The 18,766-nt window shown below is 45.7% G+C and carries 12 protein-coding genes and 1 tRNA gene; 11 read left to right on the top strand and 2 right to left on the bottom strand.

The genetic code is table 11. The annotated features are described in order from the left end of the window. Positions 1–12: 12 nt before the first annotated feature. Positions 13–1,644 carry a mercury(II) reductase gene (gene merA, locus AXFE_RS04240; protein WP_052604641.1) on the bottom strand — a complete coding sequence of 544 codons (1,632 nt, stop codon included), beginning with the start codon at positions 1,642–1,644 and terminating at the stop codon, positions 13–15. A 113-nt stretch (positions 1,645–1,757) separates the two neighbouring features. Between merA and AXFE_RS04235 the strand changes: the two genes are divergently transcribed. After that, positions 1,758–2,117, top strand: a complete 360-nt coding sequence (locus tag AXFE_RS04235; RefSeq protein WP_052604660.1) for an ArsR/SmtB family transcription factor — start codon at positions 1,758–1,760, stop codon at positions 2,115–2,117. 1,059 nt (positions 2,118–3,176) lie between these two features. Then, entirely contained in the window at positions 3,177–7,163 is a 3,987-nt protein-coding gene (locus AXFE_RS04225; RefSeq protein WP_160291724.1) for an EAL domain-containing protein, read from the top strand. A 1,496-nt stretch (positions 7,164–8,659) separates the two neighbouring features. Here AXFE_RS04225 and AXFE_RS04220 read toward each other — a convergent pair. Then, positions 8,660–8,746, bottom strand: a tRNA-Leu gene (locus AXFE_RS04220). A gap of 874 nt (positions 8,747–9,620) precedes the next feature. On the opposite strand from AXFE_RS04220, the gene AXFE_RS04210 reads away from it, so the two are divergent. The 9 genes from AXFE_RS04210 to AXFE_RS04160 all read left to right on the top strand — a co-directional run. Further along, positions 9,621–9,950, top strand: a complete 330-nt coding sequence (locus tag AXFE_RS04210; RefSeq protein WP_052604637.1) for a hypothetical protein — start codon at positions 9,621–9,623, stop codon at positions 9,948–9,950. Position 9,951: 1 nt separating this feature from the next. After that, positions 9,952–10,908, top strand: coding sequence for an FAD:protein FMN transferase (locus AXFE_RS04205; RefSeq protein ID WP_052604636.1), 957 nt, complete (start codon positions 9,952–9,954; stop codon positions 10,906–10,908). Then, the gene (locus AXFE_RS04200) at positions 10,905–12,041 is read left to right on the top strand and encodes a ferric reductase-like transmembrane domain-containing protein (RefSeq protein WP_052604635.1); all 1,137 of its coding nucleotides are present in this window, start codon (positions 10,905–10,907) and stop codon (positions 12,039–12,041) included. The genes AXFE_RS04205 and AXFE_RS04200 overlap by 4 nt, the downstream gene beginning before the upstream one ends. A gap of 41 nt (positions 12,042–12,082) precedes the next feature. Beyond that, complete coding sequence (locus AXFE_RS04195) at positions 12,083–13,459, top strand: NADH-ubiquinone oxidoreductase-F iron-sulfur binding region domain-containing protein (protein ID WP_052604634.1); 1,377 nt, start codon at positions 12,083–12,085, stop codon at positions 13,457–13,459. Next, positions 13,456–13,650 (top strand): ferredoxin, encoded by a 195-nt coding sequence (locus AXFE_RS04190; RefSeq protein WP_052604633.1) that lies wholly within the window; start codon positions 13,456–13,458, stop codon positions 13,648–13,650. The genes AXFE_RS04195 and AXFE_RS04190 overlap by 4 nt, the downstream gene beginning before the upstream one ends. A gap of 221 nt (positions 13,651–13,871) precedes the next feature. Further along, on the top strand, positions 13,872–15,095 hold the full coding sequence (locus tag AXFE_RS04185) for an MFS transporter (RefSeq protein WP_052604632.1): 1,224 nt from the start codon (positions 13,872–13,874) through the stop codon (positions 15,093–15,095). A 1,665-nt stretch (positions 15,096–16,760) separates the two neighbouring features. Then, positions 16,761–17,339, top strand: coding sequence for a hypothetical protein (locus AXFE_RS04170; RefSeq protein ID WP_052604629.1), 579 nt, complete (start codon positions 16,761–16,763; stop codon positions 17,337–17,339). Further along, the gene (locus tag AXFE_RS04165) at positions 17,330–17,824 is read left to right on the top strand and encodes a hypothetical protein (RefSeq protein ID WP_052605357.1); all 495 of its coding nucleotides are present in this window, start codon (positions 17,330–17,332) and stop codon (positions 17,822–17,824) included. The genes AXFE_RS04170 and AXFE_RS04165 overlap by 10 nt, the downstream gene beginning before the upstream one ends. Next, positions 17,770–18,766, top strand: a 997-nt coding sequence (locus AXFE_RS04160; RefSeq protein WP_160291725.1) for an IS3 family transposase, incomplete at its 3' end; no start/stop codon positions are given. The genes AXFE_RS04165 and AXFE_RS04160, both read left to right, overlap by 55 nt.

Raw genomic sequence — 18,766 nt, 5'->3', positions numbered from 1 at the left:
TCTATTGCTGGGTCACGATGCGCAGCACGATAATTTAGTTACATCTTTTGTGAAGGATTGACATGCAAGCTTTAGCGACTCGGCCATTGTTAGATACGGATGAAAGCTCGAGGCTAGGTCATCGATTGAAATGTTGTATTTGATCGCTAGAGATGCCGCCTGTATCACGTCACCAGCTCCTTCAGAGATGATATTGGCGCCCAAAAGCTTTCTAGTGGATTTGTCGGCAACTAGCTTTATTGCTCCATGGGTTTGGCCGTTCACCAAGGACCTTGGGATTTGATCGAGGGGCAGAATGGTCGTTATGGTATCGAGGCCCAAGATTTTAGCTTCACTCTCTCTAAGTCCTACCCCAGATATAGGAGGGTTGGTAAAGGTGACTCTTGGAAGGGCCGTGAGATCTAGACTTCGATTCGACGCCAAGACGCAATTATCGACTGCGAGTGCGCCCTCATAGGCGGCGACGTAGACAAATTGTGGACCGCCAATCACATCGCCCGCACTGTAGATCTGCGGGTTGGTAGTTTGTAGGAGATGATTTACTACGATTGCGCCATCTTTAGTGACCTCTACTCCGGCTTTTTCCAATCCAAGTCTATTTGTATTGGGTTTTCTTGTCGTGGCTATAAGTATCTTGTCAAATGCGATTGTGACCTTATCCATTTGTGATGTGAGCTCAATCGAGCGACTGCTGCCCTTCGCGTTCACTCTTGTAATTTGAGCAGAGGTATAGATAGTTGCACCTTGGCTGATCAAAGTATCTTTTAGAATGGCCGAGATTTCAGCCTCTTCTTGGGGCGCAATCTGTTCGCCTGCTTCGATAAAGGTGACTTGGGAACCTAGGTTCATAAATAGCTGTCCTAGTTCTAGTCCGATCGAGCCAGCGCCTACTATACAAAGGCGATTGGGGATCGACTTTGTATTTAGCGCGGTGGTGGAGGTTAGATAAGACGTAGAGAATAATCCAGGAATTGGCGGAATGTACGGCGAAGCCCCAGTAGCGATTAGGAAGTATTTTGCCCCTAGAACGCGATCACCTACTTCGATTTTGTCTTTTGCAACAAAGGATGCGTGTCCATATATAATATCGAAGCCGTAATCTTTTGCTAAGTCTAGATATTTGGATCTTCGCAGGGAATTGACTAATTCATCTTTATTCTTGATCATTTGATTAATTTCGAATTGGACCCGAAAGGCCCCATTCGAGCTGAGGCGCTTTTCTTGAATTTGCTCGCTAGCGCGCAAGAGCGCCTTGGACGGAATGCATCCCACGTTTACGCATGTTCCGCCAACCACATCTTTTTCAATTATTGCAACAGACAGACCAGCTTCGCGAGCTCTTATTGCAGCTGCGAATGATGCTGAGCCGCTCCCGATCGCGATGAAATCGTAGTCATTACTTTCATCAACAGGAGCTGAATTGTCAATCTCGATAGAGATTGTCTCAACATGAAGTCTTCCTAATGCGGCTTCTATCTCACTTAGCGGTTTGTCGATTGGCAGGAGGAAGCGGATGTTGTGCTTGGATTCATCTTGCATTATTGAAGTTGCACCTGATTCTAGGAGCATCGCTACGACAGAGATGGTGTCGTAGCGGTAATTCGTTTGACTTATGATAACGGTGACACTGAGTAGGTTCTTCATGCGTAATCTCCGGTATTATGACTTCTATGGTTTGATTGATCTAAGTATATCCGTATAAGCGGATATAAAATATGCAGTCAACCGATGTCAAATTTCGCAAAGTGTTGAGAGTTATGAATGATGTAAAAGAGCTGGAGCTTTCGATACCGGGAGTTTCGGATACGAGGTTGGTTTTAGCGAAGTTCTTTAGGGCAATTGCCGATCCCAATCGGTTATTGTTGCTTGAATTTCTCGTTTCCTGCGAACACACTGGTAATGAATGTGTTGCCCATGTAAGGCTTGCACAGAGCAGGGTCTCGTCTCACCTACAGTGTCTGGTAAATTGCGGATTTGTACGTGTTCGACGTGAGGGACATTTTGCCTACTATCGAGTCGTTGATGAGCGTGTGATTGACTTAGTCGAGATAGGCCGAGAGATCGCTAGCGATCATAGCGGTACTATTCTCGAATGCACCAGAGTGACTTCCAGCTAGAAGACTTTAGATTTATTTGTCTGTCATTTATTGAAGTGGCCAGATGACCAGCGGCGGATCGAAAGGTTTCAGCCCTAACAACTTAGATCTAAGTGCTGTGGTCGTATTTGAATGTTCGTATTGTCGTTGGTTTAAAATATTTGCTTAACCCCTTGACAGAATGACTGCTTTGAGCTCCAAGAGGCGCACAGAGTTTCTAATTTGCACTGGTGATGTCAACTTTGTGTGCTGGTAGTTGTGAGACTTATGAAATGTCACAACTCCTTTTGATGCGTGTGCGTGAACTTCATTCATGGCCGGTCTCTAGATTGAGTTTGGGCTCTTTGGCTCAAATTCCAGGCGTAAGATATGCTCCCTAAGCCTGTCTAAGTCAAAGCCCATCAAGTTTCACAGGATCTCCCATTGGCTGAATCAGGATTTTATTACCTGATTCCATCTCGTAAATTGCCCTAGTCGTTCTTTTTGTCTTGGAAGCTGATTTGTATGTTCGGTATTTTGTGGTTGAACAGTTCAAGATTGAAATGGATTCATTCGATATTAATGTAAATATGCAATTGCAAATTTTCGCAATTACGAATTAGTTTGCTAGTGTAAGAGTGTGGTGCCAAGCTGGAAGTTGTCTTTCTTTTTTCCAGAATGGTCGAAGCAAACTGTCGGAGCGAGATTTCGCAATCGCAATCGGCAAATTGATGGTATTTTGAATGTTTACTGAGTTATCCAAGGTTGTATTTCGGACTGAGGAGGGGGTTTTCAACTTTGTGAAATCTCCAATCCTTGATTTTGCGAGTAGCCATCGATACTCTGGTTGCATTGTGGAGAATTTGAGTTCTTATAGGCGAGGTTGTGGCGTTTTGTGACTTCGAATCGATGTTATTTTATCGCAGCGCACTCGGTTTGACTGGAAGATGAAATGGATCTGCTGATCGTTGGTGCAGGTGAGTTCGCTCGGCGAGACGTTACCCTAGAGGCTTGCTGCTTGCTGACATATGTTGCTAAAAGGGTCTACCTAGCCACCAGGCGCTTATGGTGATTCTTTTTCATAGTTTTTACTCGTTTTGGATGGCGTGGCACTCTTCTTCTTTGGTTTTGACTATCGCAGAGTATGGATTTCCTTTTTTTTCAGAAAGGGGCGGAATTGCGCTTTTGGCGATAATCCTTTCGCTCGTTCTATACCTATTGTTTCGCAAACAGCGGAGTCAAGCCAATGCCGCGAAGCAGATTAGCGCATCGAGTAAATATATAGCGCGACTGAATCAGATAGCTAATGACGTTCATGAGGAGAGTGAACTTTTAGCTCTAGCCTGTGATCTCGCCGTTTCAGATGGCGGTTTTAGAACGTCGGCAATAGTTGAATTGACGAATGGTGAGCTTGATCAGCTCGATTTAGTGTTTGAATCGCAAGGGTCTGGAGTTTTTGAAGGTTATTTTGAGGCTATAAAGCCAGCAGTTCGTATTGGTTTAGACGCCGGATCTCCTTATTTTTTGGAGCTTCCTTCAACTTTGACCCGCCACATTTTTTCTTGGCGACGAGTTTTTGAGGGAAAGAGTACGGCTGTCGTATTGCCTTTGAAAAATTATTTAAAGAATCCCAGTGCGTTGATTCTTGTAACTTTCGACAACAAACGACACTTTCCAGCGAATCAATTTGTAAAAGAGCTTATGGCCGAGATCGCCAACGATCTCATGCGAGGGATCCACCGGATCGAACTCGTGAAACGCGATCTAAAGACTAGCGCAATGAATGAAACATTACTCGGAAGCCTTGGCGTGGGCATAAATGTCGTTCGATACCCAGAGCGGGTTATCGAGATTGCAAACCAAAAGTTGCTGGATATTGCAAAGGCAAAGGACCTTGAGGAGTTCAGGAACCAGCCCGTTCGCAGCCTGTACCTAGATGATGAACAATTTGAGCGGGTCGGCGAATTAGCCAAGCTTGTCGAGATGTGCGGCTCTGGGAGTTTGGATACTGTTGGTTACCGAACCATCACAGGTGAAAAGGTATTTCTTGACATGTCAGGTCGACTTTTGAACTTTGGAGATGGTATTACTCGAATTGTGTGGACACAGATTGACGTAACTGATAGAGTCGAGGCCGATCGTCAACGTAACGAAATTGGCAAGATGCGCGACGTCCTGCTAAACAATACAGTTGCGGGCATTGACCTAGTCGAGTACCCAACGCGTCGAATCATTGAGGCAAATCTAGCGTTCGCGGAGATGTTGGGATATGGTGATCTAACCGAGCTAATTGGAATGAATACCTCGACTCTTTACACTCTTGACTCCGAGAACGCGAGGATGGCGGCTTTGAGTCGATCGGTCCTCTCGAGCGGACAGGGGAGCCTGAGCGATCTTCAAGTTCTTAAAAAAGACGGGTCGACAATCTACGTAGATATTCACGGCCGCTATCTTGATGGTGGCGACTCCGAAAGTCAAGTGGTTGTTTGGACCTCGGTAGATGTGACGGGGAGACATCAACTCAACGACGAGCTACGTCGATTTGCGAACTTCGACTCCTTGACTAATCTTCCGAATCGACGCGCACTCCATCAATATCTAGAGGAGGCAATTGCCCGAGCACGTAGCGATGAACGACATCTCGCCGTAGGCGTTATAGACCTAGATGACTTCAAGCCAGTTAATGATGTCTATGGCCATTTATCTGGCGATGAACTCTTAAAAGAGTTTGCTAGACGTCTAAAGAGTGTCCTGCGTTCGGGGGATTTTGCCTCGCGGCTAGGAGGTGATGAGTTTGTTGTGATTCTAGAGGGCCTAAGCAAGGAGACTTTGGAATCACAACTTGAGACAGTTCTTCTGCGTTTATACGAGACTGTGGAGTCACCGTTTGAGATCGATGGGGGCCATCTGGTGAATGTTGGAATGTCAATGGGGATATCATTCTCAAACCCCACTATTGACGAGCCGGACATTCTTGTTAGGATGGCCGATTCGGCGATGTTCGCTATCAAAAAGCTTAAAGGTAACCGCAAAAGATGGTGGTTGGTTGCCGATTCTAAGATTGAAGATGCGGTTGAGATCGTTACGATTGATCCATACGGCAGCGAAGCCAACTTTTTGCTGGAAAACCTTTCGAAGACGGTCGCCAGTTCAATCCAAAGTTTCGTATCTGACTTCTACGATCGGTTGATTCAGGATGGTTCCATCTCGAAAAACCTGAATGAGATCTCCCCGGATGAGTTGGAATCCCTAAAGGCCATTCAAGTTCAATCCCTAACTACTCTTATAGATTGCTCCAGCGGAGTTGAACCGTTTAAGGAATTTTCGCGTCATCTTGGTGCAGTACATGCCTATGTGGGCACTTCTAGTAGTGCTTTGATTGAAATAACGAATCTATATAGAAAATTTATGGATACAGCCTTAGACGAAATGAATATTCGTTCCATCGATCGTCTGCGTACTCAATCGGCGTTAGAGGCCAGACTGCAACTGGACCTTCAAATGCAACTCACAGCCATGGACGAAGCCATCGAAAGCTATCGTTCAGTTCTTTCGTCTCCATTACCGCAAATGAGCGAAAATTGGTTGGATGTAATATTGGGCGAAGCCAGAGTACTTGGAGGGCTGACCGGGATTTTGGGATGCCAACTGTGGAGGCCCAATTTAGAGGGAGTTTTTTATCCGGACATCAACGTGGGTTTTTTGCAGGGAGCCATTGAAGAGGTTGTGGCTAGATCAATATTGCCGCGCCTTGACAGTCGCTTTCGAACAGGCGCGGGTTTGGTGCCAGCCGCAATGTTGTCCGGTGAGATTACATTCTCTAGTTCTTTTTCTTCAGATCCCCGTACAGTATCGTGGCACGACCTGCTCCACCCTCTAGGTGTTCATTCCGTAGTTGCAATTCCAATTGCAGATCGTGGCTCTCCTAGCTCAGTTCTCGTACTCCATGGCGCCTACCCGAATCAGTTCTCCAGCAAGTGGAGTGCCTCGTTTTCCATGGAGCTTTGTCAGCGTTGGAGTCAATTGTTTCGTCGTATTGGCGAGAAACCCAATCGTTTGACGGTGCGCGAAGGGGAAGCTTTTAGAAAATTGCTGTATTCAGGAGCTTTGACGATGTACGCTCAGCCCATTGTAGATATTGCTAGTGGCGACACGATCAAGGTTGAGATGCTAGCGAGATTGACTAGCTTTGATGGCTCGGTGATAACGCCCGGACAATTTCTGCCCAGTTTCAGCGATGGCGATTTGGACACTTTGTTCTTACAAGGGTTAGATCAGTCGTTACGACAGTTACAAGCATGGGATCGCCAGGGTCTCAAGATAGATCTTTCAATGAACATCGCGCCCTCGACAGTGCTTAATCCCCAAAGCAACCTTTGGTTAAAGCAACACTTAGACACTTATTCAATTGATCCTCAGAGGATCACACTTGAGTTGGTAGAGAATCAGGAGATCGCGGGCGACCGTCATTCTGATGCAGTTCGTACGCTTTCTAAGATTGGAATTCGATTGGCCATCGACGATCTTGGATCAGGATATTCGAGCTTAAAGCGGCTTGCAAGTTTGCCATTTGATGTTATAAAAGTTGATCAGTCAATCGTTCGGGCGTTAAAATATGATCCAATTGCTAACTTATCTTTGATAAGGACGATAATTCAAATTGGCGACGACTTCGATCGCTATGTAATAGTGGAGGGTTTGGAAAGTCGAGCGGAGATAGAAGCGATTCATCTTCTAGGAGCTACGATTGCGCAAGGTTTTGAGATCGCTAAGCCCATGCCTGCTGGGATGATTTATAAATGGGTCACCGAAAAGGAATGGCAAAGACCGCGGTTCAACGAGATCTCTTCGTACTTAGGTGCTCTTGCCTATCATATGGCATATATTTATTTTGAAAGAGCAACTGCTAAATCAGATGCCAATGAATGTCCCGTAGATGCTTTTCTCGCCATAAGTGGATATCATGATAGCGAAATCAATGAATGTCACCGTCAGATCCACAGTGGAATTGATCGTGATCGTCGAAGAGAATTGAGCCGGAGCTTGCTGGGTTGGCTTGCCGATAAAGTGCGCGAGGGTGAAGAGTAGCTTTGAGCGCGATCTTCAATTCAAATAAGTTTTACCGGGTTAGTTTTGTATTTTGAAAGTGATAGAATATCTCATACAGAGTTAGGCGCTTTCAATCATTGATCTTGATCTAAAAGTATTGGGAGTCATTATCAAGTTGGCTGATAGATGATAAGTGTGAAAATTTCGTACAGAAACCTTTTCCCCAAAGCATCGATAACCTTACTTATTTATAAGCAGAATCGGATTAAAAAACTAGCTGTATAGGTTCTCTATGTTGATACCTTGGATTTTGACTTGCATACGGATTTGTCATCGATATTTATAGGTTTGTTCTCGAAGTTACATTATTATTGCATTTAGTATGTTTCGTGGAATTTTGATAATCGAAGGCTAGCATCGATTATTATTGTAAGAATAAGTTAGTTTATGACTAGCTAATCTCAGTATAATGTTTTATTTGATTGATCTATCTATCGCAATCAATTTCATCAAAATTGGGTCTTGCATTGTGCGATCATCAAAGCAATATTCATTTTGTTTTTTGAGGAAATTTTCGATTACTTACAGGAGAGTTGCGCGGTATCTTTTGTATTTGCGCTTTTTGCAGACTATAAAGGTTGATGCATTACGACATCGAAGATGATTTGTTTAAATGGTGTCTAATTGCTTATCGTAGTGATGTGCTCGCGACAGACAAGCCGCTTGCCTCTATTTATGACTTATGACCTATGAAGCTGATTACCGATATTAGCAAATATGGAAAATAGAACTATTTCTTTTTGAAGATACTTTTGCAATTGCAACGATTGATAACGCAATTTTCGAAAGAATTCTTTTTGTGAATGCTCTAATGGATGATCAGCAACCTTAGAAGAGGATGATTGGAATCGAATTCGACTTGTTTTGTCAACACTCGTGCGACTCTCTCGGGAATACTTCAAAGCGCTCCGGGAGGATGCATCGACTATGGATTCTAGCGTTTGAACTAAAGCTTTTTGAGGGTGATGAAGGCAACTTTGAACAACTTCATGAGGATTCGAAATGATGTGCAAGACTTCTCTGGCAACTTTAGTTTTTGGGTAATTTTTTCGACGAGGTTGTTTGCTCGTGGCGCACACCTCGATCGTCAAATGGAACTTCCAAGGCATCATAGATTGCCATAGATTTGGTAATCCTTTGGTTGAAATCAGCCTAGCAATTTTCAAAGGTAATTTCGAGTTCACTTATTGGCTTGCCGAATTGTTTACCATGAATATCTTGTGGCACTTAAATAACTTGCCTACCAAGAGTCGCAAGTATCTATGCCAGTGCAAAGGGCCAAATCTAAAAGACCAAATGCTTAAGTAAGATTTCGAAGGTCGAACGCCCAGTTACTAGTGCGATGCTGTTTCTGGCGTGACACTATTGTATGAATGGCAACCATATGGGCCTGGGCGAGATTGAAGTATTTGAACTCAAAGGAGATTCACCAAGACAAAAAGCTATTTTGAACCGATGCTAAAAGCACCATGATTTGGTGTCGGAGGGGGGACTTGAACCCCCACGCCCTTGCGGGCACTAGCCCCTCAAGCTAGCGCGTCTGCCTATTCCGCCACTCCGACAATCGAATTTACGTTCTGAAAATCTTAGCGACATTTTAACTTCTTTGCTGACGCTAATGGGTGAAAAATATTAATACCCATCAAACAAATGATTATTGGTTGTTTATGGGTGGTGTTTCCCCTTTTTGTTCAAGGACTGCCAGCTCGGTTGGCTTCAGCAATTATGGCAGTTGGGAGTACTGTGATCAATAGAGCCTCTAGTAATGTTTTTGCTGCATTACCTTTGAGATGTAGTATTGCGACATTTTGAGGCGACGGTTTGGATAGATTCACAAGAGGTTTCAACCGTTGCACCAGCGCGATCAATAGTGAGACCACTCAAAATGATGCACCTTTTCGAAGGTGTTCGCAGTTTATCGCCCTATTCGATGAATTGAATCAAGACTGGTACAAGCGGGGGATTATTGGATAAAGGCCCTCTCGATGAATGTTAGGATGGTCGGTTTTGCTCTTTAGCCTCCTTGGATCTTGGATATAAGTATTGTCTTGCTTTTAAGCGCAATCTTGCTCGTTCATTTTGAGTCGTCGCCAGATCTAATGATCTTTCGAAGCACAGCTCGCCCTTTCTGAAACAATGGGGCCCTTGGCTCTTTCTTTGGAGGAAAGATTCTTTAGGAGAAGCTCGTTTTGAAGCGGTCGGGTTCTTCGACGTTATCTAATTGAGCCTGTGAAATCCGTCTCATTCGAGCGGGAGCCATAAATGCACTTCAACAAGGGATTTTGCAGAAACACTCACTGAATTCACAGCACGACCCAAGAGCAGCTTTAGATCTATTCAGTTTGATCTCAATTGAAGCAATTAGAACGTTATCAGTGAACCGTTGCGCTTGTCTTCAAGCACAACATATTGCACAGAAGTTTATGGAGGAAATTTATGTCTGTCACATACACAACAGCCAGACCAACAGGACGATCGAGCGGTGAAGTGGCTCTTGCTCGGTCATCTAGGTTACATCGTACCGTAGTGGCGGTCTCAATTGCAGTAACAGCAACTTTTGCGCTGGTTCTAGCTAGGCTTAACCCGGGCGTCTCAACTGCGCCAACCTCGTCAACCTCAGCCAGTACCGGAGCTTCATCTGGAACTACTGCTTCGGGTTCGTCGGCACTCAATAGCACCTCGCCCACGTTGGCTCCCGTAGCGGGAACGCCCGCTGCCCAAGCTCCCGCTGCCCAAGCTCCAGTAGCAGCAACTGGGGGATCTTGAGATGTCTGAGAGCGACTTCATCGTTGAGAGCTTTGACGCGCTTGGCACTAGCTGTCAGATAATTCTGTACAAATCAACTGATTCGAAGTTAGCTATCTCTACCGCGCATTCCTACATTCGCCAGATGGACAAGGTAGCTAGCTTTTATCGTTCAGACTCCGAACTTACAACTCTGAATGTCGCTAGAAGTGAGACCGTTTCGGTTTCAGAACAACTTTTAGAGTTGCTGGAGCTCTACGATTGGGCATATTGCGAGAGCAAGTCCAAAATCGATGCCGCTGTTGGTCACCAACTCGTTGAGTTAGTAGCACCATACAATTCTATTCTTTATGAATTTGCTGTTCAAAATGCCCACGGTGGTGAAGCTACCTTTGGCGATGTCAAGATCGATTCTAAAAATAATTTGATCACTCGTCCGGTTGGACTTTTAATTGACTTTGGTGGTTTGGGTAAATCGTTTATTGCCGACAACCTTGCGATCAAAATCATAGAGGCTGGTGGTGGAGGCGTTTTGGTCAATCTAGGCGGTGATATTCGCGTAGAAGGAGAAGTTCCTCAAGGCGGTTGGCTTATTAAAGTCACAAACGATCTCTCGCTTTCTCCGGATGCCCCTGGTCAGTTGATTTCTATTGTCTTAGGTGGGGTGGCTACATCATCTAGGCTCACAAGACGTTGGATTGATAGGGCTGGAAATGATCGCGAACACATTGTTCTTGGCGACAAGAGTCCCATAAAATGTGATTACACGAGTGTCACGGTCGCAGCTTCCAGTGCTACTTTGGCCAATTTCTACACCCTCTTTGCTCTATTATCCCAAGATGAGGCTCCTGCGATGTTGGCTCGTTTTGGACTTCCAGCTTTGGTTCGCACCGCAGATGGGATTGGAATTGGCTTGGGTGGCTGGCCTAGTAATGAACTATCAAACAAAGGGCAGTCGTCACTGGTGGGCGCGCGATGAGCCATGTTAATCTTATTGGATCAATTGTATCTAATCCGAAGTTGCTTTGGTACATAACGCGTGCTACCGGTATTATCGCACTTTTGCTTTTAGGTGCGATTGTAATCCTTGGAATAATGACGGCCACTAAGTCAACTCCAGCTGGAATTGGCAAGTTTATCGGGCCAGATCTACATAGGCGACTTTCGCTTACTACAGTTATCTTCCTCGGGGTTCATATAGTAACTGCTATCTTGGATCCCTTTGTAAAGATTGGAATTACCACAACCATTATTCCCTTTGTCTCTAAATACCGTCCGCTGTGGGTCGGCCTTGGGACTTTATCTTTTGACTTGATGCTTATCATTATTGCGACGTCTATCGTTAGGCATAAGTTTCCACACTCCAGATGGAAAAAGATCCACTATCTGTCCTGGGCAGTGGTTGGCCTGGTTCTCTTTCATGCGCTTGGGACAGGCTCTGACGACAAGATCAAGATCGTCGAGATCATCTATGTGGCGTTTGTTTTGGGAGTTGGAGCCTTTGGAATCTTCAGAACTTCGCGCGAGCGCGGTTTGACGCCAATTCGCAAGTTGGTGGCCGGTGCGAGTTTGAGTTTAGTTCCCCTGGCTATTTTGGCGTGGGCATCTCAAGGTCCGTTAAAGCCAGGGTGGGCGAAGTCCTCGTCTAGCTTTTCTATATTGCCTAAGTCAACTTCATTGAGTGCAACAACGGTCGCTACGACAGGCGCAATCTCGTCTTCTTCACCCACTACGACCCCCTCGGTTGCTTTGCCGGTAAATGGGTCGATATCTGGAACGGTGGTTCAAAGCCAGACAAGTGCTGGTGTAGTTATTTTGACATTGCGTGGTTCGGTAGCCAACTCGCAGGACTATGTTGAAGTGCAGTTGAATGGTGTCCCTCAAAATGGGGCACTTGTATTGCAATCCAGCACGGCTTACTTTGGTACAGTCGCCAAACCCAACACCTATGTTGGCACGGTCTCCCAAGCAAATGGTTCTTCGCTAGTTCTCTCTTTGAGCGGGCCTAGCGGCAAGGTCCTTGCTTCGATGAATGTCTCCTTAAGCGGCAGTACTTTTAGCGGTACTTTTAGCGCTCCCTTCCAATTCTCAGGATCTTCCGAGGGACATTAAAGGTTATTGGGATATTTTACTATCTTGGAGGTTTTGAAGTAATGAATGAAAGCGTTTCAACTAGCATTATGGCACCGTCGGGTTCACGTCGCCTGAGCCTATCTTGGGAGACTTCGCTCAGAACGGGCAATCCCGATATTTCCTATGCTGGTGATTTCGAACTCCGATCAAAATCTCGAGTTACTTTGGCTGAACATATCTCAAACTATGGCCGAATTCCCACTGGGCTTAGTTTGAATATGATTATAGAGACACTTAGGGTTGCGAACCTTACCGGTCGCGGTGGTGCGCGTTTCCCGATGTATCGAAAGATAGATGCTGTAGCGAACGCTCGAACCAAGAAGGCTATCTATATCGTCGCCAATGGCTCAGAGTCAGAACCTTTGTCCAGGAAGGATTCTTCTTTACTACGAGCCAACCCTCATTTGGTATTAGATGGGATGTCCATTATTGCCGAGGTCTTGGGCGCTAAAGCAGGATATATTTACGTCAAAGATAAAGAGGCCCACGTAGCAATCAATGCTGCGCTTCGCGAACGTCGAGATCGTGGAATCAACGAGGTACGCGTTTCGGTCGTAGAGGCCCCACCTGGATACGTTTCGGGTCAGGAGACCTCTGTGGTACGACGCATTGAGCGCGGACCTGCTCTTCCTAGGTTTTCAACAGATCGACTCGCTACTTCGGGTATTAAAGGGGCGCCAACGCTACTATCCAACGTGGAGACTTTTGCAAATGCTGCTTTAATACTTCGCTTTGGAGGCGATTGGTATCGTAGTGGTGGTGTTGGGTATGACTCGGGAACAAGACTGCTTACCATATCCGGTTCGGTGGCTAGGCCGGGTGTCTATGAGGTGAACCCAGGTGTCTCTGTGGCTGCACTATTACGGGAGGCCGGAGCTTCCTCCGTCAGGGCTCTTTTGGTGGGCGGCTACTTTGGTGGTTGGATCAATGTCCGAGATGAAAGTGATCTTAATTTCTCTTTCGATGATCATACTTTGGCGGATCGCAAGCTTAATATCGGAGCAGGAATTATAGGCGTCCTATCCAAGGACACATGTCCAGTAGTTGAGGCTGCTGGAATTGTTGAATATCTTTCACGACAGAGCGCTGGACAGTGTGGCCCTTGCGTCTTTGGTCTCCCCGAGATTTCGACGGCATTTGCACGTATTGCCCTCTCTTCAAATGTTGAAAAAGGTATAGCTGAGCTGAGAAGTGTAATCCCGCTCGTCGAGCATCGAGGTGGCTGCCAGCATCCAGATGGTGTTATCGGATTGGTCCGCTCAACAGTAGGCGCCTTTGGAGATGAGATCAAGCTTCATAAGTCCGGGAACTGTTCGGTCGTTGGCGTAAACCATAGATCGGTTCTTCTGCCGACGCCGAAGATGAATAGCGGCATGTCGTCCATAGGCGGAAAATGAGAATCGTCATTGATCCTACGCGCTGTCACGGCCATGGAACGTGTGCTGCGTTATTGGAGGAGTATATGGAGCTCGACAAGTGGCACTACCCATTAGTTCATAACGATAAACTTCGAGATGTTCATCTTGAATCTGCCAAAAGAGCCGTACAGCTTTGTCCAGAGCTCGCAATTAAAATTGTAGACAACTAGCGGTATTGTATCGTCTCGGTTGGATCGAATACCGGAATACACCTCGATCTATCGAGTAATCCATTGCACATTACAATAGTCTGTGCAATCTACCCTAACTGACTAAGCTGTTATGGATAGATACAACAGGCGATATTAACGATGGAATCTGAAATTGGATCCGCTACTGATCAGGCTAGTCACAAAGCTTTGATTCTACAAGAAGTAGAGGTGGGGTTCATTTGACTTCGACTCAACCCCTAAAACTTCGTTCTCGCGGTGGGTACAGAGTCGCAGTGGCAATCTCAACGACCACTTCAACTGTGTTTCCTGTATTTCTTACCGGTGCATTGGCGGTGCAGGTTCGTCAAAGTCTTAAATTTTCCATCGGCCAACTCGGTATTTTGGTAGCTGTCTTCTTCGCATCTGCAGCGATCGTCTCTTTAGCCTCTGGATCCTTGGCTGAACGTGCAGGCGGACCCACGATAATGCGTATCTGTGTGTCGGTTTCAAGTCTGTCAATGGCATCGATATCATTATTTGTGCATTCGATATCTACCATGATTGTTATTTTGGCTATTGCGGGTATGGCAAATGGTGCTAATCAACCTGCGGCTAATCTCTTTGTCATTCATTCTGTAAACAAAAGTCGCCGTGGCTTTGCACTTGGGGTGAAGCAGGCCGCGATCCCAGTAGCAACCCTGTTAGCAGGTCTAGCGGTGCCTTCTGTTGCTTTGACGATCGGCTGGAGATATGCGTACGCCATGGGCGCGCTCTTTGCCCTTTTGGTCGTTATCGCCATTCCGAGAGAGCCACATGAAGGCGAAAGAATAATTGCAAAGGTCGACAAGGCGACCCGGCCTAAAATCGCTCTTGCTCCAATTTTGATGCTTACGCTTGCAATGGCTATCGGCGCTGGAGTGGCAAATGCTCTTGGTGCATTTTTGGTTGAGAATGCAGTGCATGCACACTGGACACCAGGTAATGCAGGATTGTTGGGCGCACTAGGTTCGGCAACTAGTTTGATTTCACGTTTGGCCGGCGGTTACTTCGCGGATAGGCGCGGTGGACGCCATTTGGTCGTGATAGCGACCATGTTATGTCTTGGATCCATTGGCTATTTAGGATTTGCAACTGGACTTTCATACCTGATTGTTCCTGCTACCGTTATTGGTTATGCCGCAGGTTGGGGATGGAACGGTGTCTTTAATTTTGCAATTATTGTCAACCACCCAGGAGCAGAAGGTCGCGCTACTGGAACTACTCAATCTGGCGCCTTTGTCGGATCCGTTGTCGGGCCATTGATCTTTGGCTATGTAGTAGATCATAATTCATTCGGGACGGCATGGGCAATGGCGAGTATTGCTGGTGTAGTGGCGGCTCTTTTGATGCTCGTAGGAAGAGGATTCCTCCTTAGAGAGCGCAACAGATTGGCCGGTGACTCGGTAACTATAATTCCAGGATGAAGTTGAAGTAGTTCATTGCTACTTTATATATTTTGGATATCCGGGTTGATTTCCATCCTATGCTTCTATAAATAATCGACCAATAACTCGATTTATGACTAAATAGCATTTTAAAACTGGGAATTGCACCTTTTATTTAGGGTTTAATAGCGCGCAAGTAGTCGTCTTTGAATAAAGTTTGCATGTCGGGTTATCTTTGTAATTTGCGTTACCTACGATTTGCGAAAGCATTAAATGTAAAGGTAACCATAATGCGATAGATAGGGGTTCTAGTAACTCGAAGATTTCGTTGGCTCGTTCCTGTGCTTTAGTTATTGCTCCATTGAAATTCGCCTTCTAAGGGATTCGATCGGATCAAGGTAACCCCATTTAGATCGCAGATGCGGCTCAAATCGCATCTAGGGTTCGTATCGATCATCGAGTGTCCTTTGGAAATCGTTTCAATAAAAGCGAGTGTGGTTGGAAGCTGCGACCAACAAAGCTTTGAGTTCATGCGATTGATTGGTAGCCTTTGCGAGGGGTCATCGTAAAGGCACGTTTAGAGGTAAGGGGCTAGGTGCGACTTCAAATGAATCGCAGCTTTCTGCGATTCATATTTGGAGCATAAGAGGTGGCTTTTAAAAATTATATTCCACTGATGGTCTCTAAGCTACAATGTTCCGATTCATACAGTTGAGAACTTCCCTATAACTTGTTAGGGGCCATTGAGATCTGCAAGGTTTCATTTACGTTAGCTGCTACTCCGCCGATGTCCTAGCGGAGGAAGCAACTGCACTTTGGAGAATGAGGCTAGGCAGTCGGTTTGCAGTTACTTTATCCTCTCTGAATCTCGAGTTTCTATGAACCTTGACAGGTTGTTGACACTTTGACGCTGAGCTCTTCACTATGGGCGGGCGTTTATTTGATAGGCAAATTGCATGACTATGGGTTCAGATAAGGACCAAAGATATCGATCGCCTTGTAGAAGTAACCGTCGTGGTGTCCTTGAATGCCACAGAGTGCCGATTAGGAGTTTATTGTTTAGGTGATTTAAATATTGTAAATTTCGTTATGTGGGTTAACTCTGGAGTTTTGGATCTATCTCGATTCATTGGGATCACCAGGGTGAAGCAAGGGCTGGTTCGAGGTGGGGCGAGACAGGGAATCGACAGTATCTTCTGGAGCTAGCGTCTTGTACGACCGTAGGTGCCATCGGGGCTCCTTTTGATCCTGTAATCCATTCGGGCTTATCGACATAGCGCTCGATTTTTAGGATCGAAGTGAAACTTGTCTTTAAGTTGGCATCTGTATTGACGATAAATTGGGTACAAAGATTTTTCGGTGTAAAAACACTCAAGGTGAGAGCCACTAACACCGAAAGTAGTATTGGTTCATCTTTGTGATGAGAATGGCGGCTCTCGTCGAACAAATTGAACCAAAGTTGGCTCCGTTCCTATTCACAGGGGGGGACGGAGCCAGCGCCCATTTCTCTAACCCCAGTTTCGGCTGAATCCCCCCCCCAAGACCCCGTTTAAGCCCCCTTTTAGCCCCTATTTGGGGGTAACCCCTATTTGGAGATGCTGGTAGATGAAGTTCGGTTTTCTCAAATGGCGAATGTAGTGCCCTAAGCTGAGTATTAGCTGGGTATATTGGCCTACAAGGTAATTCATCTGGTATACTTGTTATATGTTCATTCGCGAGAAGACCACTAAGAATAAGGCAACTGGAACTAAATATATAAAGCATCAGTTAGTTAGGTCTTATCGCGAAGGAGATAAAGTACGCCAAGAGATAGTTATGGATCTAGGACGACTTGAGATCGATCCTAAGGACTACAAGAAGCTAGCTCAGATATTGACGATGAGACTAGCTGGCTCTGAGTCTTTGTTTGAAGGTGATCTAGAACTAAAGTCAATCGCCGATAAAGTTCTATCTAGCTTTTCTGTTACTCAAACACTTCGCTCTGATCGTGAAGTAATCACAAAAGATGCCGAGTTCCTAAATGTCAATACATCATCTCTAGAGGCATCTGATATTAGGCGCTTAGGTCCTGAACTAATAGCTAGTAGCTTCTATGACAGATTGAAGATCAAAGAGCAACTACTACGGTGTGGCCTTAGTGAAAAAGAGACAGCAATTGCTAAAGCTGTAATATGTGCTCGTTTGGTTGCTCCTTCTTCTGATCTTGAAACACCCTCTCTGCCAAGATTGTTGTCACCTAGCTTGATTTTTGTTTATAAGAGGGCGAAGATGGAATGGTCATGAAAAGGTACCCCAAAGAACTAAAGCAAAAAGTAGTTGCAGCTCTATATGAGCTCGACAATTCAGGAGATGCTACACCTGGTGCTATCGCCAAGATTGCAAGGGATAACGAAATCAATGCAAACGTTGTCTACCAGTGGAACTCAGAGCGCAAGGCTAGTGCAAATTCAGCCAGCGATAAGATCAACAAGATCAAAGCTGTTGTTGACACAGCTGCGATGAATGAGCACGAACTCGGTTCTTGGTTGAGATCAAATGGAGTTCTAGCAGTAGACCTGGAGGAGTGGCGCAACACCCTAGAGTCAGCTCTTGACAACAAGAGTGCTGCTAATAGGGCTCACCAGGCGGAACTTGATAAAGAACGTAAAGCTAGAGTACGAATTGAAGCTGAACTTCGACGGAAAGAAAAGGCGCTAGCAGAAGCTGCTGCTCTATTGGTTCTTCAAAAAAAAGTACGAGAGATCTGGGGGGAAGAAGGGGACGTTTAGTCTCTCCCTCAGATCGAGCTCAAGCTGTAGCTCTAATCAATGAAGCAGTAGATGCAGGTGCTAGATGTTACAAAGCCTGTGAAGTTTTGAAGATATCCACTCGTACATTTAGGCGATGGGAATCTGGTGCTACAGATCGCCGGCGAGGAGCTGTACACAAACGTCGCTCTAACGCACTATCGGAGGAAGAGAGACATGAGATCATCGAAGTATGTACTTCGAGTAAGTTCTCCTCTCTTACCCCTGCCCAAATAGTTCCAAAGCTCGCTGATCAGGGCAGATACATTGCATCTGAGAGGACCTTCTATCGAGTACTAGCCGATAGCAATCTAAACAAGCGCAGGAGCAGGACGAAACCGCCGAAGAAGAGAGCTAGACCAGTGCACACAGCAGTAAAACCAGGTGACATCTGGACACTTGATATCACCTGGCTAAATGGACCAGCTAGGGGTATCTATTACTACGCCTATGTGATCATCGACCTTTATTCGAGGAAGATAGTCGGATGGGAAGTATACGAATCCGAAAGCTCTGAGCAGCTAAAGAGAGTCGTAAAGCGAGCAATGGCTAGAGAGAATATGGTCCCGAAGGTGATCCACAGCGACAATGGATCACCCATGAAGGGGTGGTCACTAGTTGAGTACTTATATGAGCTAGATGTAAATATATCGAGGTCACGGCCTCGGGTATCAAATGACAACGCTCATATTGAGTCGCTCTTTAAGACGGTGAAGTACTTTCCAAGCTATCCCTATGGAGGATTTGCCACAATAGAAGAATCGCGTAAGTGGATGAGTGACTTCGTTGATCACTACAACAACGACCATCAGCACTCTGGCATCAAATTCGTAACTCCACAACAAGCACACAGTGGCGAACATATTGAGCTACTAAATAGACGGCGCGAGCTCTACGAGGGAGCTCGCAAATCCAAACCAGGAC

Source organism: Acidithrix ferrooxidans (assembly GCF_000949295.1).
In the GTDB taxonomy this organism is placed as follows: domain Bacteria; phylum Actinomycetota; class Acidimicrobiia; order Acidimicrobiales; family Acidimicrobiaceae; genus Acidithrix; species Acidithrix ferrooxidans.
The sequence above is the reverse complement of the archived record's forward strand: the minus strand, read 5'-3'. Positions and strand labels throughout refer to the sequence as shown.